The 21643-nt window shown below is 71.4% G+C and carries 17 protein-coding genes; 10 read left to right on the forward strand and 7 right to left on the reverse strand.

What is annotated here, in order from left to right; genetic code table 11:
* Positions 1-61: 61 nt before the first annotated feature.
* From ACFY3L_RS00555 to ACFY3L_RS00585, 7 genes are all read right to left on the reverse strand, one after another.
* Positions 62-1651 (reverse strand): dipeptide ABC transporter ATP-binding protein, encoded by a 1590-nt coding sequence (locus tag ACFY3L_RS00555; protein ID WP_389316856.1) that lies wholly within the window; start codon positions 1649-1651, stop codon positions 62-64.
* A complete protein-coding gene (locus tag ACFY3L_RS00560) occupies positions 1648-2949 on the reverse strand; it encodes a hypothetical protein (protein ID WP_389316859.1) in 1302 nt (433 codons plus the stop codon). The genes ACFY3L_RS00555 and ACFY3L_RS00560 overlap by 4 nt, the downstream gene beginning before the upstream one ends.
* 19 nt (positions 2950-2968) lie before the next feature.
* On the reverse strand, positions 2969-3781 hold the full coding sequence (locus ACFY3L_RS00565; protein ID WP_389316861.1) for an ABC transporter permease: 813 nt from the start codon (positions 3779-3781) through the stop codon (positions 2969-2971).
* Positions 3771-4715, reverse strand: a complete 945-nt coding sequence (locus ACFY3L_RS00570) for an ABC transporter permease (RefSeq protein ID WP_389316863.1) — start codon at positions 4713-4715, stop codon at positions 3771-3773. The genes ACFY3L_RS00565 and ACFY3L_RS00570 overlap by 11 nt, the downstream gene beginning before the upstream one ends.
* On the reverse strand, positions 4699-5457 hold the full coding sequence (locus tag ACFY3L_RS00575; protein WP_389316865.1) for a DUF1684 domain-containing protein: 759 nt from the start codon (positions 5455-5457) through the stop codon (positions 4699-4701). Before ACFY3L_RS00575 ends, ACFY3L_RS00570 begins: the two co-directional genes overlap by 17 nt.
* A complete protein-coding gene (locus ACFY3L_RS00580; RefSeq protein ID WP_389316867.1) occupies positions 5454-7088 on the reverse strand; it encodes an ABC transporter substrate-binding protein in 1635 nt (544 codons plus the stop codon). Before ACFY3L_RS00580 ends, ACFY3L_RS00575 begins: the two co-directional genes overlap by 4 nt.
* 108 nt (positions 7089-7196) lie before the next feature.
* Positions 7197-7826: a GntR family transcriptional regulator gene (locus ACFY3L_RS00585; protein WP_389316870.1), complete on the reverse strand. Its 630-nt coding sequence runs from the start codon at positions 7824-7826 to the stop codon at positions 7197-7199.
* Between the two features lie 256 nt (positions 7827-8082).
* Between ACFY3L_RS00585 and ACFY3L_RS00590 the strand changes: the two genes are divergently transcribed.
* The 10 genes from ACFY3L_RS00590 (at position 8083) to ACFY3L_RS00635 (ending at position 21570) form a co-directional block, all read left to right on the forward strand.
* Positions 8083-9312: a PKD domain containing protein gene (locus tag ACFY3L_RS00590; RefSeq protein WP_389316873.1), complete on the forward strand. Its 1230-nt coding sequence runs from the start codon at positions 8083-8085 to the stop codon at positions 9310-9312.
* Between the two features lie 432 nt (positions 9313-9744).
* Positions 9745-11064: a hypothetical protein gene (locus ACFY3L_RS00595; RefSeq protein ID WP_389316875.1), complete on the forward strand. Its 1320-nt coding sequence runs from the start codon at positions 9745-9747 to the stop codon at positions 11062-11064.
* Positions 11061-11987 (forward strand): glycosyltransferase, encoded by a 927-nt coding sequence (locus tag ACFY3L_RS00600; protein ID WP_389316878.1) that lies wholly within the window; start codon positions 11061-11063, stop codon positions 11985-11987. The genes ACFY3L_RS00595 and ACFY3L_RS00600 overlap by 4 nt, the downstream gene beginning before the upstream one ends.
* Positions 11984-12922 carry a polysaccharide deacetylase family protein gene (locus ACFY3L_RS00605; protein ID WP_389316881.1) on the forward strand — a complete coding sequence of 313 codons (939 nt, stop codon included), beginning with the start codon at positions 11984-11986 and terminating at the stop codon, positions 12920-12922. The genes ACFY3L_RS00600 and ACFY3L_RS00605 overlap by 4 nt, the downstream gene beginning before the upstream one ends.
* Entirely contained in the window at positions 12915-14399 is a 1485-nt protein-coding gene (locus tag ACFY3L_RS00610) for a lipopolysaccharide biosynthesis protein (protein WP_389316884.1), read from the forward strand. The genes ACFY3L_RS00605 and ACFY3L_RS00610 overlap by 8 nt, the downstream gene beginning before the upstream one ends.
* Positions 14400-14407: 8 nt before the next feature.
* The gene (locus tag ACFY3L_RS00615) at positions 14408-15781 is read left to right on the forward strand and encodes a carbohydrate-binding domain-containing protein (protein ID WP_389316887.1); all 1374 of its coding nucleotides are present in this window, start codon (positions 14408-14410) and stop codon (positions 15779-15781) included.
* A gap of 191 nt (positions 15782-15972) precedes the next feature.
* The gene (locus tag ACFY3L_RS00620; RefSeq protein WP_389316890.1) at positions 15973-16845 is read left to right on the forward strand and encodes a glycosyltransferase; all 873 of its coding nucleotides are present in this window, start codon (positions 15973-15975) and stop codon (positions 16843-16845) included.
* Positions 16846-16895: 50 nt separating this feature from the next.
* Positions 16896-18287 (forward strand): glycosyltransferase family 4 protein, encoded by a 1392-nt coding sequence (locus ACFY3L_RS00625; protein ID WP_389316893.1) that lies wholly within the window; start codon positions 16896-16898, stop codon positions 18285-18287.
* Complete coding sequence (locus ACFY3L_RS00630) at positions 18284-19843, forward strand: glycosyltransferase family 39 protein (RefSeq protein ID WP_389316896.1); 1560 nt, start codon at positions 18284-18286, stop codon at positions 19841-19843. Before ACFY3L_RS00625 ends, ACFY3L_RS00630 begins: the two co-directional genes overlap by 4 nt.
* Positions 19840-21570: a glycosyltransferase gene (locus tag ACFY3L_RS00635; protein WP_389316899.1), complete on the forward strand. Its 1731-nt coding sequence runs from the start codon at positions 19840-19842 to the stop codon at positions 21568-21570. Before ACFY3L_RS00630 ends, ACFY3L_RS00635 begins: the two co-directional genes overlap by 4 nt.
* The last annotated feature ends 73 nt before the right edge of the window (positions 21571-21643 follow it).

Below are 21643 nucleotides of genomic sequence, written 5' to 3' on the forward strand. Positions count from 1 at the left end.
ACCCCGGTTCTGGCCGTGGGGTGAGCGCGCCGATTCCGGGCGGGCAGTACACCCGCCGAAGCTACGGGTACACCGGGAGCGTGGGAACGGCGGCGAGCAGTTCGCGGGTGTAAGGCTCGACGGGGCGGTCGAAAACGTCGTCGGCCGGGCCGCGCTCCACCACAGCGCCGTCCTTCATCACCAGCACCTCGTCGCTGAGCTGCCGGATCACGGCCAGGTCGTGCGAGATGAACAGGATCGCCAGGCCGTGCTGCGCCTGCAGGTCCGCCAGCAGCGCGAGGATCTGAGCCTGGATGGAGACGTCCAGGGCGGACACCGGCTCGTCGCAGACCAGCAGCTCGGGGCCGGTGGCCAGGGCCCGGGCGATCGCGACGCGCTGGCGCTGGCCCCCGGACATCTCGGCGGGGCTGCGGGCGGCCAGTGACGCGGGCAGGCCGACGGCCTCCAGCAGCTCGCCGACGCGCCGGCGCCGCGCGGTCCGGTCGCGCTCGGACCGCAGCGCTTCGGCGATGACCCCGCCGGCGGTGAAGCGGGGGTCGAACGCGCCGAGCGGGTCCTGCTGGATGAGCTGGATGCGGCCGCGCTGCGGGCGGCGGTGGCGCTCCGGCACCGAGCTCCACCGGGCACCGGCGAAGCGGACGTCGCCCTCGTCGGGGCGCAGCAGGCCGAGGGCGATGCGGGCCACGGTGCTCTTGCCGGAGCCGGACTCGCCGACGACGCCGAGCGTGCGCCCGGCGGTGACGGTGAACGAGACGTCGCGCACGGCGGCGTGGTCGGTGCCGTCGGGGCGGCGGTACCGCTTGCTGACCCCCCGCACCTCCAGCAGGGCCGGACGGGCTTCCCCGTCCGGGGTGCGGTGGGGCCGGCCGGTGGGCACCGCGTCGAGGAGCTGACGCGTGTACGGATGGCGAGCTGCCCCGAGCACCGCCGCCGGCGGTCCCGACTCCACGACGACGCCCTCGCGCATCACCAGGATGTGGTCGGCCATCCGGGCCACCACGGCCAGGTCATGGCTGATCATGAGCAGCGCGGTGCCGCCGGCCTTCAGGCCCTCCAGCTCGAGGAGCACTTGGGCCTGCACGGTGACGTCGAGGGCCGTGGTCGGCTCGTCGACGACGAGGACCGGCGGGCCGGCGACGGTGGCCGAGGCGATCAGGGCCCGTTGGCGCAGACCGCCGGAGAGTTGGTGGGGGTACTGCTGCGCCCGCACGGCCGCCTCTGGCACCCCGGCGCCGGTGAGCGCCTCGACCACCCGGTCAGGCCGCAGCGCACGCGGGATCAGCCGGTGCCGGCGCAGCGGCTCCCCGACGTCGCGGCGGATCCGGTGCAGCGGGTTGAGCGAGCCGAGCGCGTCCTGCGGGACGAGCCCGATGTCGCGGCCGCGCAGGCGTCGCCATTGGGCCTCGGTCAGCGTGCTCAGGTCCCGGCCGCAGAGCCGCAGCGTGGTGGCGGTGACGGAAGCGGCCGGGCCGGCCAGGCCGAGCAGGGCACGGGCGGTGGCGCTCTTGCCGGACCCGGACTCGCCGACGATGGCCAGGCACTGTCCCTTGTGGAGGGTGAAGGAGATGCCCCGGACCGCTTCGACGGCACCGCGAGCCGTGCGGAACGTGACGCGCAGGTCGTCGGCGGCCAGGACCGGGTCGGGGCTCATCGCGGCGCCGCCGCGGAATCCCGGCGCAGGTCGGCGATCCAGCGCTCGTCACGTCGCGACTGCCGCCGGTGCTTGCGGTCCGCCAGGATGTCGGCGGCCCGGGCGGCGTCCCCGCTACGGGCCAGCGCGTCGCACAGCGTGTCCACGACGATGTCCTGCTGCAGGCGGCTCCCGCCGACCAGGGCCACCGCCGCGACGACACCGCCGAGGTGCCGGGCGGCCACGTCGTACCGGCCGTCGGCGTGCGCGGTGATCCCGTCGAGGACGGCGAGGATCACGTCGCGGTTGGGCCGCGTGGTCTCGGCTTCCCAGGCGGCGCGGAGCCCGGCCAGGGCCGCGCGGTCGCCGGCGGCGAGCGCGAGGGCGGCGTGGACGTCGAACAGCGCGCCGCGCGGGGCCGCCAGCTGGGCGCGGGCCAGCTCGGCGACCGGCTCCCACGGCAGGCCGGGATGGCCGTCGATGTGCAGCCGCCACAGCACGGCGGCGGCGTCGACGAGCGTGGTTCGGCGGGTGGAGACGCGAGGGTCGATGGCGGCGTGGTAGCGCCGCAGCCCGAGCTCTGGGTCGTCGTTCTCGAGGGCCACGAGCGCGTGGTGCCAGCGCAGGTGCGTCTGCAGCGGCGAGCGGGGGTGCCGGGTGCCGAACCAGCCGTTGAGGAAGGACTCGACGGTACTGATGCGCCCGGTCTCGTGCAGGACGTGGACGTACCCATGGCAGGCGGCCCGGTTGTCCGGCCGGTCCTGCAGCGACCGCTCGGCCGCCCGCTCCGCCTCGGCGAACTGCCAGGCCTCCTCCAGCTCCAGCGCGCGGATTCCGGCGAGGGCCCAGTCCTGCGGGAAGGCGGTGGCCGACGCGGCGGCGAGCGCGAGGACGCCCTCGCGGCCGGTGCCCGCGGCGATCCGCCTGCCGCTGAGCAGGCCGGCGGCGAACCCGAGCACGAGCAGGTCGCCGGGGTGGGCCTCGAGGTGCTCGGCGTACGCGGCCAGGCTGGCCGGCGGCGCGGTGACGAGGTCGATCTGGCGGGTCTCACGCGGGCTGAGCCGGTCGGGGTGCTCGCGGCGGAGCCGGACGGCGGCGGTGAACGCCTCGCGGGCCTCGCCGTCCCGCCCGGCCGCCGCCAGGCTCAGCCCGAGACCGAGGTGGGCGACGGCGAGGCCGGGGTCCAGCGCGATCGCCTTGGCGAAACCGTCGGCGGCGGCGTCGTCGAGGGCGAGGTAGGCGTCGACGGCGTCGAAGTAGGCCGCGGCGGCCTCGGGGTCCACTGTGGACACACGCTGCCCGTAGCGGTCGGTTGGCACGGGACACCTCCAGTAGGGTTCACGGCCGGATCGAGCCGATGCCGAAGCGGTTGCGCAGATCGCGGCCGAGGATGGTGACGGCGACCGCGGTGACGGTGATGAGCAGGCCCGGGAAGACCCCGGCCCACCAGGCGACGGCGAGCGTCGAGCGGCCCTCGGCGAGCATCGCGCCCCACTCCGGGGTCGGTGGCTGGGTGCCGAGGCCGAGGAAGCTCAGCCCGGAGGCGAAGATGATGGCCACGCCCAGGCCGAGGGTGGCGGTCACCAGCAGCGGGCCGGCCGCGTTGGGCAGGATGTGTCGCCACAGCGACGTCCACGGGCCGACGCCGAGTCCGGCGGCCGCCTCGACGTAGCCGGCGGTGCGGACCACGAGCAGCCGGGAGCGCAGCAGGCGGGCGTAGCCGGGCATGTCGGCCAGGCCGATCGCCAGTAGCAGGCTCAGCTCGCCGCGGCCGACGATGGTGACGACGACGAGGGCCAGCAGCAGCGCCGGGAACGACAGCAGCACGTCGAGGACGCGGCTGATGACGCTGTCAGCGAACCGGCCGCCGAGCGCGGCCAGGACGCTGACCGGCACGGCCACGAACAGCGCGACGAGGGTCGCACCGGCGGCGATCCGCAGCGAGTGCCGGGCGCCGTAGACGGCCCGGGCGAACAGGTCCCGGCCGAGCTGGTCGGTGCCGAACCAGTGCCCGGCGCCGGGCGGCCGGAACGAGGCCAGGGGATCGGTCGCGTTCGGATCGTGGCCGGTGAACAGCTGCGGCCACAGCGCGGCGGCCACGGCGGCCAGCACGACCACTGCCGCCGCGGCGACGGTCAGCCTACGTCCCATCGCGACGTACCCTCGGGTCGATGACGAGGTAGGAGACCTCGACGAGCAGGTTCACGACCACGAACACGGCGGCCGCCAGCATGACCACGCCGGTGACCATCGGCAGGTCCTTGTTCGTCACCGCGGTCAGCGCGACCTGCCCGAGCCCGGGCCGGCCGAACACCTGCTCGATGAGGACCGACCCGCCGAGGAGGCTGCCGATGAACCAGCCGGTGAGCGTGGTGGCCGGGACCAGGCAGTGCCGCAGCGCGTGGCCGGTCCGCACGGCCAGCGCGCCGGCGCCGCGGGCCCTGGCCGCGGTCACGAACGGCTGGGCGAGAGCGGTGTCCATCTCCTCGCGCAGCACCTGGGCGAGGGTGCCGGCGATCGGCAGGGCGACCGCGACGGCCGGCAGCACCAGGCTGCGCCAGGTGCCGGCCTCGATGACCGGGAACAGGTGCCAGCGCAGCGACAGGAACGTGATGAGCAGGATGCCCAGCCAGTACTGCGGCAGCGACACGGCGACCATCTCCAGCCCGGAGAACACCGCTCGGGCGACCCGGCTGCGCTCGGGGACCAGCACCGCCGCGCCCACAGCCAGCAGGACCGCGAGCAGCAGCGCTGCCCCCGCGAGCTCGGCGGTGGGCAGCACCTGCTCGGCCAGGGCGCCCCACACCGGCCGCTGCAGCTGGTAGGAGGTGCCGAGATCGCCGCGGACCAGCTCGCCCAGCAGCCGCAGGTACTGCACCGCCACCGGGTCGTCCAGCCCGTACTCGGCGCGCACCTGAGCCTTGAGCTCCGGCGATACCAGCGCCTGGTTGCCCATGATGATGTCGACCGGGTCGCCCGGGATCAGGTGCAGCATCGCGAAGCACAGCGTGGCGGCGCCCCACAGCTGCACGACCGCGACGGCGGCCCGGCGGGCGAGGTGACCGCCGTCAGGCCGGGTGTGCACGGCGCCGCACCGACCGCTCGCCCGCCTCGACCGCGGTCGTCAGCACGTTCTCCCGGGGCGGCAGCGGGCAGTTGTACCAGTCCGAGAACGCGCACGGCGGCAGGTACGCGCGGTTGAAGTCCACCACGTACCCCTCCGGCGTCGCCAGGGCCTCGACGAAGCGGCCGGGCCGGTACGTGCTCACGCCGGTCGTCGCGTCGGCGAACACGAACCACAGGCCGCCGTGGCCCTCGAACGCCCGCACCCGGTGCTCGATGCCGCCGAGGGTGAACGCCAGCTCGCCCGGCACGACGTGGGCGCGCAGGACGTCGTCGCGCTGGTAGGGGATCGGGGTTGCCTCGGGAGTGGCGAAGAGTTCGAAGGTCGCCGGGACGCGGAAGCGCTCGTCGTACGGGTACCGGTCGATGCCGGCGAAACCCGTCCGGCCGGGCGCGGCGTGCTCGTACGTGCGCACCACCGGCTCGTCCTCCCGCACGAACGTCCGGATCGTCACGCCGGGGGCCTCGAGGTCGCCCTCGACGGAGGCGGTTCCGGTCACCGGCACGCCGTCCTTGGTCAGCGGCGCGCCCGGCTCGACGGTGACGGCGAGCCGGCCGTCCTGGACCCTCCAGGTGCCGGGCACGCCGCCGATGACGAGCGGCTCGGCGACCGGGTACGTTCCGGTCAGGGCGGTGTGGCCGGCCGGGCCGGCCACCTCCTCGGCGCGCGCGGCCAGCCAGGCCTCGAAGTCGTCGTCGCTCACTTGGTCCGCCACACGGTGTAGAAGGAGTCCGGGTACCCGGAGACGGTGAACTGCACGCCCTGCACGGCGTTGGAGGCGCCGAGGAGGTACTGCGGGACGTAGATCGGCACCGCCGCGGCGTTGTCGACGACCCACTTCTGCAGCGGCTTGTAGGCCGCCGGCCGGTCCTCCTGCCGCAGCGCCGTGCTGCCCTGGCTGAGCCACTGGTCGACCTGCGGGTCCGTGACGTTGGCGTAGTTGGCGCCGCCGCTGGTCGCCGCGAACTTCGACGACCACACGTTGTAGAGCATGTCCGGGTCGGCCCGCTGGTTGCTCTGGTCGGTGACGTCGTAGTCGCCGGCCTTGGCCCGGGCCGAGAACGTGCCGGCGTCGAGGCCCTGCACGGTGACCTCGAAGCCGAGCTTCTTGGCGTTGTCGGCGACGGCCTGGGCGACGACGTCGCGCTGCTCGCGCATGACGGTGCTGTTCTGGACCCAGACGATGCTCAGGCGCTTGCCGTCCTTGACGCGGTACCCCTGCCCGTCCTTCTGGTTCCAGCCGGCCTCGTCGAGCAGCCGGCCGGCCAGCGTCAGGTCCTGCGGCCAGCTGTTCTCCAGCGTGCTGTCGTACGAGTTCGGCGTGCTCGGCGTGAGCGGGCTCCAGGCGCGCGGGAAGCGGCCCGCGTAGACCGACTTGACGATGTTCTCGATGTCGATGCCGCGCTGGAACGCCTGGCGCACCTTGACGTCGTCGAACGGGGCCCGCTTGGTGTTGAGGTACGCGGTGAACGGCGTGCCGGCCGCGGCCGCGCTGAGCACCCGCACCCCGCCGCCGGCCTCGAACGCGGCCGCGGTCACCGGCGGCACGTTCGCGGCGAGCTGGGCCTGGCCGCTGCTGACCGCGCCGACCCGGATCGCGTTCTCCGGCAGGAACCGGACCTCGACCTTGTCCAGGTACGCGGCGCCCTGGTGCGGCGAGCCCTCGGGCGGCCAGTTGTAGGCGTCGTACCGCGCGAAGGTGAGGCTCTGCCCCTTGGAGTACGCGGCCGTGGTGAACGGCCCGGTGCCCACGGCCGCTCCCGGCCCGCCGGCGCACAGGGCGGCCTGCCCCTTCGCGAGTGCCGCCGGAGACTGGATGCCGAGCACGGAGAACGACACCAGCTGCAGGAACGGGGCGAACGGCGACTTGAGCTTGACGACCAGCGTGCTCGGGTCGGTCGCGGTCGCCGAGGCGAACGGCAGCGAGCCGGCCAGCGGCGCCTTGGTCGCAGGGTCGGTGAAGTGGTCGAAGGTCGCCTTGGCGGCGGTCGCGTCGAACTTCGTGCCGTCGTGGAACGTCACGCCGTCGCGCAGGTGGAAGGTGTACGTCGTGCCGTCGGCCGAGACGTCCCAGGAGCTGGCCAGCCAGGGGTGGAAGGCGCCTTTCGCGTCCTGCTGGATCAGCGAGTCGTACACGTTGCGCTGCAGGATCTGGGTGGCGATCTGGCTGGGTGCCGCCGGGTCGAGGCAGGTGGGCTCGACGTCGGTGGCGAATACGACCGTGCCGCCGCGCACGGGGGCGCCGGACGCCGCGCCGTCGCCGGTTGAGCCGGTGCTGCTGCATGCGGCCAGCAGCGTCGCCGACGCCACCGCCACGACCAGCCTGCGGAACATGTTTACTCCATTATTCAGACTTGTTTGCTAGGGAATTAGCGCGAGCGTATACACGCGTCGACGCTCGGGCAAGAGGCTTTGACCTGTGACGTTTCTTGCTCGACCGGGCTAGGACCCGGCGGCGAGCCGCGCCAGGCGGGCCTCGCGGGACCGGTCCAGGTGGGCGGCCAGGGTCCGCCGCGCCGCCTCGGCGTCACCGGCCTCGATGGCGTCGACCACCCGCCTGTGCTCGGCCGCGGCTTCTTCCTGGTCGGCCAGCGTCGGCTCGGCGTCGTCGTACACGGCCAGCAGCGTGTCGAGCCGCTCCAGCAGCTCGATGATCGTGGCGTTGCCCGCCGCGGCGCGCAGCGCCCTGTGCCAGGCCGCGTGCGACTCGCGCAGCTGCGCCGGATCGCCGGCCGTGGCGGCCTCGCCGGTCAGGTGGCGCAGCCGGGCCAGGTCGAACGCCGAACGTCGCCCAGCCGCCGCGGCCGCGCACGTCGACTCGAGCGCGATACGGGCCTCGTAGATCTCCAGCAGCTCCTGGGGGCTCCGCGTCCGCACCCGGTACCCGCGCCGGTCCCGCTCCAGCAACGCGTCTCGCTCCAGCATCGCGAGCGCCTCACGTACCGGCGTCCGCGACACCCCGAGCCGTTCCGCGAGCACGGTTTCGAGCAGCACCGTACCCGGCGCGATCCGACCGGCGACGATGTCGCCGCGCAACCGCTCATACTGAGTCGAGGCCGAGTCGCGGTTCACCGGGTCTCCTTCGGGCAGCGGCCGCCATGAGTTCGCCGATTATCCCCACCCGCCGCCGTCACGCAACCGGCCCGGCCGACGGCAGGCACCGGCCGCCGCGCCAGTACTCCCGCACTGCTCCCGCCGGACTCCAGGTGATAGCCAGGCAGGTACCTGTTTCGTTGTACATCGTGCCGGTCCGTCCGGTCCGTTGTCGTCGCTGTTGCCGCGAGGGGAGTGCCGTCCGATGCGCCGAACGTTCACCATCGTTGCTGTCTTGGCGTCTGCGCTGGTGACGGCTGCTGGGGTGGCTGTCGCTGGACAGGCGATGCAGGGTGTGGTGTCGCAGCGGCCGGTGGTGTGGACGCCGAACGTGCTCGACGGGGCGATCGCCGGGATGGCGGTGATCGGTGACACCGTTGTGGTCGGCGGGAACTTCACGACGGTCGCTGACGCGGCGACCGGCAGGCGTACGGCGCGCCGGTCGCTGTTCGCGTTCCAGCTCGGCACCGGCCGGGTGCTGGACTTCGCACCTGAGTTGAACGGCCGGGTCACGGCGGTCGCCGCCGGTCCGGGCGGGACGGTCTACGCCGCGGGCACGTTCACGAAGGTCAACGGCGACGCCTGGCCCGGTCTGGCCCAGTTGGACCTCGGCACCGGCCGCCGGGTGGTGGAGTTCACCACCACCGCCGGACCGGGGCAGATCCGTACGATGACCTCGTCTGGCGAATGGCTGTACACCGGAGGCACCTTCACCACCATCGGCGGGCAGCGTCGTGCTGGTCTGGCACGGCTGTCGGCTTCGACCGGCGCGGCGGATTCCGGGTTCGACCTTCGGCTGGCCCGCCGCGACGGCGGCACCGTCAAGGTCGAGTCGGTCGCTGTCACCCAGGACGGTACCCGTCTTGCCGCGGTCGGCGCGTTCGACACGGCCGCCGGCATGCCGCGCGCGCAGCTGCTGCTCGCCGACGTCGGCGGCCCGGCCGCGACGCTGAGCGGCTGGTCGACCGACGCCTACACCCGCAAGTGCAAGACCCTGTACGACAGCTACCTGCGAGGGGTCGACTTCGCACCGGACGGCTCGTACCTTGCCGTCGCCGCAACCGGTGGGATGGCCGGACCGACGCTGATGTGTGACAGCGTCGCCCGGTTCGACGTCGCAGGCACCGGGGTGCACCGGCCGGTGTGGGTCAACCGCACCGGCGGCAACACCCTCTGGTCGGTCGCGGTCACCGACGCCGCGGTGTACGTCGGCGGGCACCAGCAGTGGATGGACAACCCCCGCGGCCGCAAGAATGCCGGCCCCGGTGCCGTGTCGCGGCCGGGGATCGCCGCCGTCGACCCGGTCAGCGGCAAGGCATTGCCGTGGAACCCGACGCACAGCCGCGGTGTCGGCGTCGAAGTCCTCGTCACCTGCCCTGCCGGGCTACTGGTCGGTTCCGACACCGACCAGCTCGGCGGTACCTACCATGGCCGCATCGGTCTGCTCCCCGCCGCAGCGGCCTGAACGCGGCCCACAGCAGTCAGCGAACGGGTACCTCAACGACCGCCGGTCGATCACCGGTGCGCCCAGACGGCCGTGCCAGCATGCTCCGGGCTGGCCGGGCGGGGCGGTGATCGGCACGCTCAGGAGCCCGACGATGACGTCCGCCGCTCGAGGGCCTTGTGCTCGGAGCACACCGTCGCCGCTGCCCGGCGCGAGCGGATTGACGGCGAGGTAGCCCGGCGCCGCGATGACCGGGTCGACGATGAGCGCCGGGGGAGCCAGGGGTGACGGGCCATTCGCTCGTGTTCTCACCTACGCATGGAGGTTTGCGAGGTCCGCTCTGGGCAGATGGCTGTCCGCCGTACGGAGGCGCTGCGCGCCGCCGTACCGACCACCTGACGACCCCGACCGCCGGAGAGGCGACGCGGCCGTGCCCCCAGCAGGAGCTTCGTGATGCTTGACAGGAACCGCATGCCGGCAGTGCGGCTCGACACCTCAGTACCCGCCCTGCTCGTCAGGATCGGCCACTATCCGGTACACGCCGGCACGCTCGGTGTGGTCCGCTCGTTGGGCCGGCTCGGCGTCCCGGTGTACGTGATCACCGAAGACCGCCTCACCCCGATCGCGCTCTCGCGCTACGTCGTCGGCCGCTTCGTGTGGCCGCACAGCCAGTGGCACGACACCGGGCGGCTGGTCGAGAACCTGTGCGCGATCGGCCGCTCGATCGGACGACCCGTCGTTCCGGTGGCCACCGACGACGAAGCCGCCGTACTGCTGGCAGAGCACGCTGCCACGCTCGGGGAGCACTTCCTGTTGCCGCGGGTGGCGCCGACCCTGCCGAGGCGACTGGCGAGCAAACGCGGGCTGTTCGAGCTGTGCGCGGCCCACGACGTCCCGACGCCGCACACCGTCTTTCCCACCTCCCGCGAGGACCTGCTGAGGCTCGCGGGCGAGCTGACGTTCCCGGTGGTCGCCAAGAACGTCGCGCCGTGGACGCGGCTGCGAGCGGCGGCGGTGCCGACGACGACCATCGTGTCCAGTGCACCTGAACTCCTGAACCGCTTCGCCGGGTTCGACGACCTCTCACGCGTGCTGCTGCAGGAGTACATCCCGCACGAGCAGGCCGAGGACTGGTTCGTGCACGCCTACTGCGACGAGGGATCGGCGACGGCGTTGAGCTTCGTCGGCCGGAAGGCATACGCGTGGCCGCCGGGACGCGGGTGCACCGCCGATGCGCGCTCGGCCCGAAACCCGGCGCTGAGCGCTTTGACCGAGAGGTTCTGCAAGGAGATCGGTTACCGCGGGGTGAATGACCTCGACTGGAGGTACGACCGGCGCGACGGCCGCCTCAAGCTGGTGGACTTCAACCCTCGCGTCGGCGCGCAGTTCAGGTTCGGCCAGACCGAGGACGGCGTCGATGTGGTGCGCGCTCTGCACCTGGCCATGACCGGCCGGACGGTGCCGGCGGGCGATCAGGACTGCTCGCGCCGGCTGATCGTGGAAAATCTCTATGCGCCGGCCAGGGTACTGCACCGGCTGGCCCGCCTGCCGGTGCCGGCGGCGACGCCGGGTGTGCGCAGCCATGGTGCCTGGCTCGAAGGGAGTGGGCCGGATCCGTTGCCGGTGCTCGCGATGGTGCTCCGCTTCGGCGGGCAGGCCGTCGCCTCGGTGTCCCGCGCTGCCTACCGCCGGGTGCGGCTGCGATTAGCCGGGCGCTCGCGGACCTCCACCAGGTTCCGATCGCATGCGGGTCGTCCCGGAGGCAGCCGGTGACCTCGCTGCGGACCCCACGGGTCTCCATCGGCATTCCCGCATACAACGAGGCCGCCAACATCGGCCGCCTCCTGCGCGGCCTCCTCGCGCAGGACGAGACCGGCTACGAACTCGTCGAGATCGTCGTCGCCTCCGACGGCTCATCAGACGACACCGCCGCCATCGTGCGGGGCTTTTCCGACCAGCGCGTGAAGCTCCGCGACTCGCGGGAGCGGCTCGGCAAGACGACCCGCATGAACCAGCTCCTGTCGGGCTTCGACGGTGACATCCTCATCCTCCTCGACGCCGACGTGGCGGTCGGCGCGCCGGACTTCGTCTCGTGCGCCGCCCGCGACTTCCGGCCCATGTACGGGGTGATGGCCGTCAACGCCGTGCCGCTCGCTGGCCGCACCCTGGTCGAGAAGTGCGTGGTCGCGGGTTCGTCGGCGGTCGAGCAGGCCGCCGCCCACTGGGACGGTGGCTCGAACTATCTGGCGTTCCGGGGGGCATGCCTGGTCCTGGGGGAGGAATTCGCCCGCCGGCTCGAGCTGCCGGCGTCGCTCGTCAGCAACGACGCCTACGTCTACTTCCGCGCCCGTCAGCTCGGCTACGAACCGAAGTACGCCCGCGAGGTCCGGGTGCGGTTCCGGGTCCCCGCCACCCTTCGCGACCACCTGCGCCAGTCGGAGCGCTTCCAGCATTCGAGCGCCGAGCTGGCTCGGGCGCTCGCGGACCTCAGCATCCCCGCGTCGTACCGCGTCCCCCGCGGCATCCTCGTCCGCGCCTTCCTGGCGCAGCTGCGCAGACGACCCCTCGCGCTCGTCGGATACGTCGCCCTGACCGTCCACACCCGCGTGCACATCGGCAGGAAGCCCGACGTCACCTGGGACATCGCCACGTCGACCAAGGAACTTGGTAACGCGTCATGCACCACCGAGCAGTGAACACGACAATCTTCTTCGACTATGAGAGCACGTGGGGCATGCCCGCCGCGATGCCCTACGACCTGGCCTCCGCCACCACCGCGCTGCTCGGCGTGCTGGGGCGCCACGGCGCCAGAGCGGTGTTCAACACCACCGGCAAGATCGTGGAGGAGCAGCCGGAACTGATCACCCGCATCGCGGACGCCGGGCACGAGATCGCCATCCACGGGTACGACCACACCAACCCGGCACACATGACCGCCGCCGACAACCGGCAGTTCGAGGCCGACCTGGCGGGCGTGGAGGCCAGGATCGTCGAGCTCACCGGCACCCGTCCGGTCGGCTTTCGCTCGCCACACCTCGGCGCGCCGAGATTCTTCGACGCCGCCACGTACGACATCTTCGAGCGCCGGGGCTACGCCTGGGCCTCGAACCGGGAGATCCGCTTCGTCGACGAAGCCACCTCGCCCCTCGTCATCGGCCGTGGCGACGTCATCGGCCTGGCCGGCAAACTCATCAGCCGCCTCGGTCTCGACCGGGTCCGGCTGCTGCGCCGGGCCGGACTCGTCCTGCTCAACCTGGACCTCGTCTGGCGCGATCGGACAAGGCGTCCCGCGAGCCGCGTCGCCAACCTCGTCTGGCTCATGCGGCCAGCTCCGTTCCGGCGCAGGCAGCTGACCGAGATCCCCGTACTGTCACCCCTGGACGTCGACTTCCTGAGCGCTCGCGTCGACCCCGCACAGCCGTCGCCGCAGAGCGTGGTCGACCACATGGTGAACAGCCTCTGCCGTCTCTTCGACGAGGCCCGCGAGCACTTCAACCTCAACTTCCACGACTGGACCATCGGCACATCGAACCGCATCGAAGTGCTCGACCGGACCGTCGCGTACATCGCCGCCAGCGGCCGCGCCCGGTGGGTGCTGGCCCGCGAAGGATCGGCCCCGCGCCATGCTTAGTCTCACCCGGCAGCGCTCGGCCGCGGCCAGCGGGGTCGTGCTCATGCTCCGGTTCGGGGTCGGCGCCGTCCTCAACTACGGCCTCGGGGTCGGCTTGGCCTGGATGCTGACGCCGTCGCAGTTCGGCTCCGTCAGCGTCCTGCAGAACGTCCAGTTCCTCTGCTCCGCCCTGCTGTCCGCCGGCTTCCCTTGGGCCCTCACGGGCGTCATCGCGCAGGCGGACAACCGACTCGGCGTCGACGCGGCGTATCGGGCTGCTCTGGTGGGCAATCTCGGCTTCGGCGCCCTGCTCGCGCTCGTCTTCGTGGGTGCGCAGATCACTCGCGGCGTGGTGCCCGGCATCTCCGTCGCGACGGCCGCGGTGATCGCGGTGACGATCGCGATCGCCTCGGTGAGCACGACCCTGCAGGGAGCATTGCACGGAGAGCGGCGCTTCGACGGCCTGGGCTTCATGCAGACGACGGGCATCGGCGTGAAGGTCGCGTTGACGCTGATGCTCGTGAGCCTGGTGCAGCTGCGGATCGGCGGGGCCGCCGTCGGATTCCTGGGGGGCGCGATCGCGGCGGCGGTTGTCGGCGCCTGGGCGCTGCGGGACCGGCTGCCCCGGCCCGGCCCGATAGCCTGGCGCGCCACCACATCCCGAGCAGTGTCGATGGGCATCGCCACCTCCGCGGTCAGCCTGATCCTGACGACCGATGTCGTTGCCCTGAGCCTCATCGGCCAGCGGCACGGTGTGGGCGCGGGCGACATCGCGGTCTACCAGGCGGCGGCGGTGCTCGCGCGGGCGCCGTACTTCGTGGCCGAGGCCCTCAGCAGCGCCGTGTTCCCATTCATCGCGAAGGCGGAGACCGCGGCCGCGGTGAGATCCTGGTTTCTCGCCGCCTACCGATGGGTGCCGCTCGCGCTGGTGCCCTTGCAGTTGATCCTGCTGGTCGCCCCGGAAACCGCGCTGGCGTTGTTCTTTCCCGCGCCGTACGAACGCGGCGCGGACCTGCTGCGCATCCTTGCCGTCGGCACCCTGGGGCTGCTGACCGCCGACATGCTGCTCAAGACGCTCTACGCGCGCGGCCTGACGGCGTCGTTGGCGCGGCGGGTCCCCATCGCGCTGGCGGTCGAGGCGGTCGCCCTCGTCGTGGCCGTGCCCCGGTGGGGAACGACGGGCGCCGCCGTCGCCTTCGCCGTGGGGAGTTGGACCGGGGCGGTAGTGCTCGGTCAACTCTTCGTCAGCCACTACGGCACGTCCTGGCCGAGCCGGAGGGTCGCCTTGCGATACCCGATGGCTCTCGCGCCGCTGGTGGTCCTGCTCGCGGCAGCCGATGTCGTGCCGGAGCTGCCCGCCCTGGCGGTGATCGCAGTCGGCCTCGCCCTCTATGCGGTCGCCGCCGTCCGGGCCCGGCTGCTGCGGGACGACGAAGTGGCCCGCGTCCGGACGTTCCTGCGGCGGTTGCGACCGAAGCGACGGGCCGCTCAGGCGTGAACAGGCACATGACGAGAATGCGGTGGATCCAGTATGTGTCCATCACGGCCGTGCTGCTGGGGTACGGCTTGTTCGTGCGCGCCACGGGGAGCGGTGGCACCACCGTGGTTCTGGAGGCGGAGTCGATGCGGGTGACGTCCGGCGCGGCCGGCACGTACCGCGATCCCGAGGCCAACGGCGGAAAAGCCCTGCGGATGTGGACGGACGCGACCGCGAGCGCGGAACTCACCGTGCCGGCGGGGGCCCAGCTCGTCGTACGCGCTCGCGGCGACCAGTGCTCCGGCGCCCCGGCCATGCGGGTACAGGTTGACGGCCGGCCGGTCGAGACGGTCCAGGTGCACGCGTCCTCATGGGCCGACTACGCCATCGCCGGCTCATGGGGAGCAGGTGCGCACACGCTGTCCCTGAGCTTCGCGAACGACCTCGTCACCGACGCGTGCGATCGCAACCTCCACCTTGACCGCGCCGCCTTCGATGCGTCGAACCGGGCGTCGTCGCCGCGCGCACAGGCCCGGGTGCTCTGGGGCCTGGGTCCCGGGATCGGGGACGCCGTCGCGGCCCCGCTGTACCGCGACACCGGCATGGGCATGGTCACGACCTGGTACAACGGCCCCGAGGATCTGGCGTGGATCAGCGGGTACGCCCGGCCGTCGACGATTTCCGATCTCTACGGGTCCGGCAAGGCGGTCGAGCTGGTGGTGTGGCTCGCGGACCACCCGGAGTACGCGGTCAGTGAACAGTTTCAACGCGACATCAAGGTCGTCACCTCGGCGTTGAAGGGCAGCGGGCCGCACTTCGGGCCGCTCTACGTCGTCCTCTTCACCGAGTGGGAGACCTACTCGTCCGACCCCGGGTACCCCGGGCGCCTGAAGGCGGCATACCTCGAGGCGGCCGCGGCCGTCCGCGCTGAATACGCTGGTGCACGTGTCGCACTCGGCTTCGGCGGCTACCTGTGGGGCAGTTGGGGCGACCGCGACCTGTCGTTCTGGTCCGACGCGATCGCCGCGAGCGACTTCACCGCGGTCCAGCAGATGCACGCCTGCGACTACGAGCACGACGGGCAGAGCGCGCTGGTCCCCCAGATCCGGACTTCCGTGCGACAGCTGGGCTCGTACGGCAAACCGGTCATGATTTCGCATTTCAAGCTGTGGGGCAGCCCCGAATGCCAGGTGAGAGCCTTCACCAAGTTCACCGGGACGGTGTTGACGGACTCCTCGATGGCGGGGCTGACGAACGACGGGCTCTTCGCGTGGAACTTCATGCCGGATCACTATCTCGACGACCCCGGCCCGATCCGCGGCGCATCTGCGGGCCTGATCGGCAGATATTCGGCATCGCTTCCGCCGTCGCTGAACACTCCGACGGCCGGCCTTCCCGGCTAGGCGAACTCCTCATTCTTCCGCAGGCGGGTACAAGGGGCTGCTAGGCTCGGTGACAAAGCTCAATCATTGTGCGTCGGCCCTGCCGGATGCGGACTCGATGCAAGAGCCGGCAGCAAGGGAATCACCTATTCTTCGGCCATTTACGGCCGCAGCGATCATCGCTCAAATTCCGCACAGGTAAGGTTGTGAAATTGCGCCTTCAGCAACGAGGAATTCAGGAAGACTCTGAACCTCCTGTCGAGGCCGGCGGTGTCGGCGGATCCCTCATTTCCGACGTCGCGCGACCCGCGGTGGACCTCGAAATCATCATCCCGGCATACAACGAGGAAGCCCGCCTCGGCGCGACGCTGCGGGACCTGGCGAACAAGACCGCCCGGCTGCCGTGGAGCGTCGGCATCGTGGTCGTCGACAACGGCAGCACGGATCGGACCGCGGACGTCGCCGACCACGCCTGCGACGGTCTGCGCGTCCACGTGATCGGCTGCTCCCGCCAGGGGAAGGGAGCTGCCGTCCGGCGAGGAATCCTGACCTCGCGGGCGCGTTGGGTCGGGTTCTGCGACGCGGACTCGTCGACACCCGCCGACCTGATCCCAGGCGTCGTCGGGCTCCTGTCCGCCGGTCACCGGATCGTTGTCGGATCCAGGTACTGCAGTGGCGGCCGGCTCCTCGTCCGCCAGCCCTTGATCCGGCGTGTGGGCAGCATCGGATTCCGGTCGCTGAGCCGGGGCATGGTCGGTGACCTGTCCGACACGCAGTGCGGCTTCAAATTCTTCCAGGCGCCGCTCGCCCGGCAGCTCTTCATGCAATCACGTCTGTCAGGATTTGCGTTCGACCTCGAATTGCTCGCCCTGGCGCACCGGGCGAACATTCCGATCACCGAACTGCCGGTCGACTGGACGGAGCGCGGAGGCTCGACGTTGCGTCTGGTCAGAGACGGGGCCCGGGCCTATCTGGAATTGATCAGTCTCCGCATTCTGGGCAGCGGCCCCGGCGACCCTTTGGTGTTGCGACCCGCAATCATCGCCCAGCCGCTGGAGCGGGAAAGAATGCTTCTCGAACCATGATCTGCGTCCGCTGACAGAAACTCGTTCATTCGATCCGGGGAGGAAACGCGGTGACGGTTCAGCACGTCGCTGTGCTCAATTGGCGGGACAGGAGTCACCCGCGCGCCGGCGGCGCCGAACTGTACTGCGAGCAGGTCGCCGAGCACCTTGTGCGGCAGGGCGTGCGGGTCACATACCTGACGGCTCGAGTATCCGGTCGCCCGGGCGTCGAGGAGCGGCACGGCTTTCGCATCGTCCGTATGGGGGGAACGTTCACGGTCTACCTCGCGGTGCTGGTGTGGCTCTGGCGGCACCGCAAGCACATCGACGGTGTCGTCGACTCCCAGAACGGGATTCCGTTCTTCGCCCCGCTCGCGGTCGGGCGGCGGGTCCCGGTGGTTCTCCTGATCCACCACGTCCACCAGCGACAGTTCGCGGAGTACTTCGGCTGGCCGATGCGGTGGATCGGCCGCTGGCTGGAGAAGACCGCCACCGGAGTGGTCTACGGCCACCGTGCGATCGTGACCGTCTCGCCCTCCTCCCGGAACGCGATTCGCCGGGAGCTCGGGCTCAAGGGGAAGGTCTTCATCGTCCCGTGCGGGATGGACCGCCCCGTTGTGCCGGACATCGGACGCCGGGCGGCCCGGCCGCGCATCGTCTGCGTCAGTCGCCTCGTGCCGCACAAACGGATGGACCTCGTGCTCGAGGCCTTCGCCAAGGCCAGGACCGAGGTGGGCGAGCTGGAGCTGCACCTGGTCGGCGACGGCCCCGAGCTCGACGGCGTTCGCGCGCACGTCAATCGGCTCGGGCTCGAAGCATCCGTCGTCATCTACGGACGCGTCACTGATGCCGAGCGGACAGCGGTACTGCAGACGGCGTGGATCACCGTCAGCGCGTCAACCGGCGAAGGATGGGGACTGAGCATCCTGGAGGCCGCCGCGCTCGGCGTGCCGGCGGTGGCACTGCGGGTGGCCGGAGTGCAGGACGCGGTTCTCGACGGTCGAACCGGCGTGCTGATCGACGACGAGTCGCAGCTCGCCGACGCGATCGTCGGCCTCATCGAGCGCCTCGGCCGCTCCTCGGAGGCGGCGGCATGGGCATCACGGGCCTGTGCATGGTCCGCGCAGTTCACCTGGGAGCGGACCGCGGGGCGGATCCGGCTCGTGCTGGCTGCCGAAGCGGCCCGGCTCGCGCTTCGCCGGGCCGATCACCGTACGGGTGGTGACGTCGTGACGGTCGTCGAGCTGTCCGGAGCGGCACTGCCGGACGCCGAGGATCTGCGGATGCGGTGCCGGCATACCGACACCTGGTCGGCGCACGGCGACCGGATCGTCGGCCTCATCCACGGCGCTGACGAGGTCGACGCACTCACCGTGCTGCAACGCGCCGGGGTGCAGCCCAGCGAGCAGGTCTGCGTCCGCCTTCGCGTCGGCCGGCCCCACGACCTGCTGGAGTACGCGTGAGCAACAGCACCGCACAAGCGGCGCCGCCGATCCCGCATGATTCCTCCACTGAACAGCTCGGGACGTCGGCGGCACCGGTGAACCCGGAGCGCGTGGGCAAACCCCGGTCGCTGCGTGTTCCGGCGGCGCTGGCCGTCATCGTCGCGGTCGGGGCACTGCTGCGCGTGGTTCCGCTGCGCAGCGTGTGGCTCGACGAGGCGATCAGCATCGGACAGGCACGCCTGCCGTACCTCACCATGCTGCACGACCTTCGCTCGGCCGACGTCCATCCGCCGCTGTGGGGCAGCGTTCTCTGGCTGGACATCCGCCTGTTCGGCGACGGTCCGCTCGCGGTCCGCATCCCTTCCCTGGTCATCGGCACCCTCTCCATCCCGTTGGTGTACCTGGCCGCCCGTGAGCTCTACGACCGGCGCGCGGGTGTCGCGGCGGCGCTGCTCATCGCGGTGTCTCCCGTCGCCGTCTGGTACTCCGCGGAGGCGCGGATGTACGCGTTCTACATCTTCTGGTCGCTCCTCGCCGTGCTCGGACAGGCACGAGCGATCCGGCGTGGGGGATGGCTGGACTGGGGCCTGTTCGCGGTCGCCTCTGCCGGCCTCGTCTATACCCACTACTTCTCGCTGCTGCAGCTGTGCACCCAGCACCTGGTGTTCGCCGCCATCGTGATCCGGCGCGGGCTCAAGCGCGAGCAGATGGCGCGCAGACTGCTGGTCGGGTGGTTGTCGGCGACCGTGGTGACGCTCGTGCTGCTGCTGCCGCTGGTTCCGTACGCGGGGGAGCAGGTCGGGGACTTCATCGGGTCGAGCGCCGGCGCCGCCGGGAGCAGTACTCCGACGGGCGGCGACGGTTCGCGCTTCATCTCCCTGTACGTCATCCTGGCCAATCTGACCTGGGCGATGTGGGGCTACCACTCCGACGCCGCGATGGAGCAGCTGGTCGCGCTCTGGCCGGTCGGCATGCTCGTCATCCTGCTCCTGCTCGGCCGGGGACGCTCCCGCTCCACCGCTTTGCTGGTGTCGCTCGTCATCGTTCCGTTCGCACTCGCGTACCTGCTCGGCACGAAGCAGCGGTCCTTCTTCGAGCTGCGGTACTTCATCTCGGTGCTGCCACCGCTGCTCATCCTCGCCGCCCGCGCGGCGACCGGCTGGCTGCGAACCACGACCGCGAGAGCGACGGCGGTCGCCGCGATCGCGCTGACCATGATCGTCGGCCTCGGGGACCAGCAACTGAACTCGTCCAATCCGAGGCTCTACGACTACAACGGCGCCTTTCGTCTCGTGAACGAGGAGGCCCGCCCCGGTGACGTCATCCTGTTCGCCCCCGGGTACCTCGAGGTATTGGTGCGCTACTACCACCCCGCCGTCACCGCCGTGCCGATCAGGGGCGGCGTCCCGCTGCCGGCGCAGCACGGTGGCCGCACGTTCCTCATGGCCAGCTATCTCGACAACCCGGACAACGCGAGCCTGGTGGGCCAGGCGCTGGCACAACTCGACACCGGAGGGCGGACAGTGCAGCGGGTGGAGCACCGGGAGAACGTCACGATCTGGATCCTGCAATGACCATGACCATGACCATGACCGAGGCGGAACCCGACCAGCGAGCCGACCCGAGAACCACCGCGCCACGGTGGCAGCCGCGACGCGCCAGCCGGCGTGAGGCGGCGGCGTTTCGGCTGCTGGTCATGCTGAGCCTGACCGCATCGGTGTGGTACTTCGGATGGCTGCTGCAGCCCGGCCGGGTGGGCGATCCGGTCCTGTACTGGGTGCTGGTCCTGGCCGAGACGTTCAATCTGGTGCAGGCGCTCGGATTCTGGTGGACCTGTGCGCACAACCGGACGTCACCGCGGCCCCGGTTCCGCCGGACCCCCAAGGTGTACGTGGATGTGCTGATCCCCGTCTACAACGAACCCGTGGAGATCATCGCGCCCGTCGTGGAGGCCGCGGTCCGGCTCAAGGGCGCACGACCACGCGTGGCGATCCTGGACGACGGGAACAACCCCGAGGTGCGAGCCCTCGCGCAGCGGTTCGGGGCGAAGTACCTGCGCCGCGGGTCGAACCGGGGCGCGAAGGCCGGCAACATCAACGACGCCCTGAAGCGCACGCGTTCGCCGCTGGTCGCGGTCCTCGACTGCGACCACGTGCCCGGCCCGCGGTTCCTCGAAGCCACCGTCGGCTACTTCAAGAGCCGCGACGTCGCGTTCGTGCAGTCACCGCAGTACTACGCGAACGCCGCCGAGAACGCGGTGGCCCAGGCGGCGTGGTCGCAGCAGGCGCTGTTCTTCGGCAGCATCGCCAACGGCAAGGCCGGGCTGGGCTCGATGTTCTGCTGCGGCACCAACATCGTCTTCCGCCGTGCCGCACTCGAGTCAACGGGCGGCTTTCCCGAGGAAACGGTCACCGAGGACTTCGAGCTGTCCGTGCGACTGCACGCGGACGGCTGGAAGTCGGTGTACGTGCCCGAGGTGCTGGCCCAGGGCCTGGGACCGGAGGACATGTCGTCGTACGTGAGCCAGCAGCTGCGCTGGTCCCGCGGATGCATCTCGGCGATCCCGCTCGTGCTGCGCTCGCGGCTGCCGATGCGACTGCGGCTGCAGTACCTGCTGTCCGCCTCGTACTTCCTGTACGGCTGGACCCTCCTCATCTACATGCTGATGCCGTTGGTGCGTATCGCGTTCGGATGGCAGCCATTGGCGTCCGCGAGCGCGGCGGACTTCCTTCTCCACTTCGCGCCATACTTTCTGCTCTCCATCGCCAGCGTCGCGGCCGCCGGATTCGGCACGTACACCTACACCGCCTTCACTCTCGCAGCGACGAGTTTCTGGATAGGCATCGTCTGCACGGTCCGCGCGCTGCTGCGACGACCGGCGAGGTTCGTGGTGACGCCCAAGCGCGGAAGCAGCGGGTGGCAGCCTGCCGCCGTCGCGCCCTCGCTGGCCGCGATCGGCGTGCTCATGGCCGTGTCCGGGTGGGGACTGCTGCGCGACCCCACGCCGGGGATCCTCAACGCCGCCGCTTTCGCGGTGGTACATTCCGCCATCCTGTTGCGGGGCGCCGTGCCCGCGCTCCGGTTGCAGCGGCGGAAGGCCTCCCCGGTTGAGTCAGCTCTCGAACGCACCGGCGTCGGTGTCCGGCAGCGGACGTTCGCTGAGGCCCCGGCATCGTCCGAGCCGTTGCCCGCGGCGGGACGCGCCGTCGAGGGGATCGCCAAACCCCGTGTGCCGCCGGATGGGCTGGCCACGCCGGGCGGCGACGTGACGACACCGACCGGGACCAACGTCAGCGCATGACCGCCGATGGAGCGGCTACCGGGCCAGCCGGCGGCACTGCTCGCCGCGCACCGTCGCGACGACGGGCCGCAAG

Source organism: Dactylosporangium sp. NPDC000521, assembly GCF_042898305.1.
Classification (GTDB): Bacteria; Actinomycetota; Actinomycetes; order Mycobacteriales; family Micromonosporaceae; genus Dactylosporangium.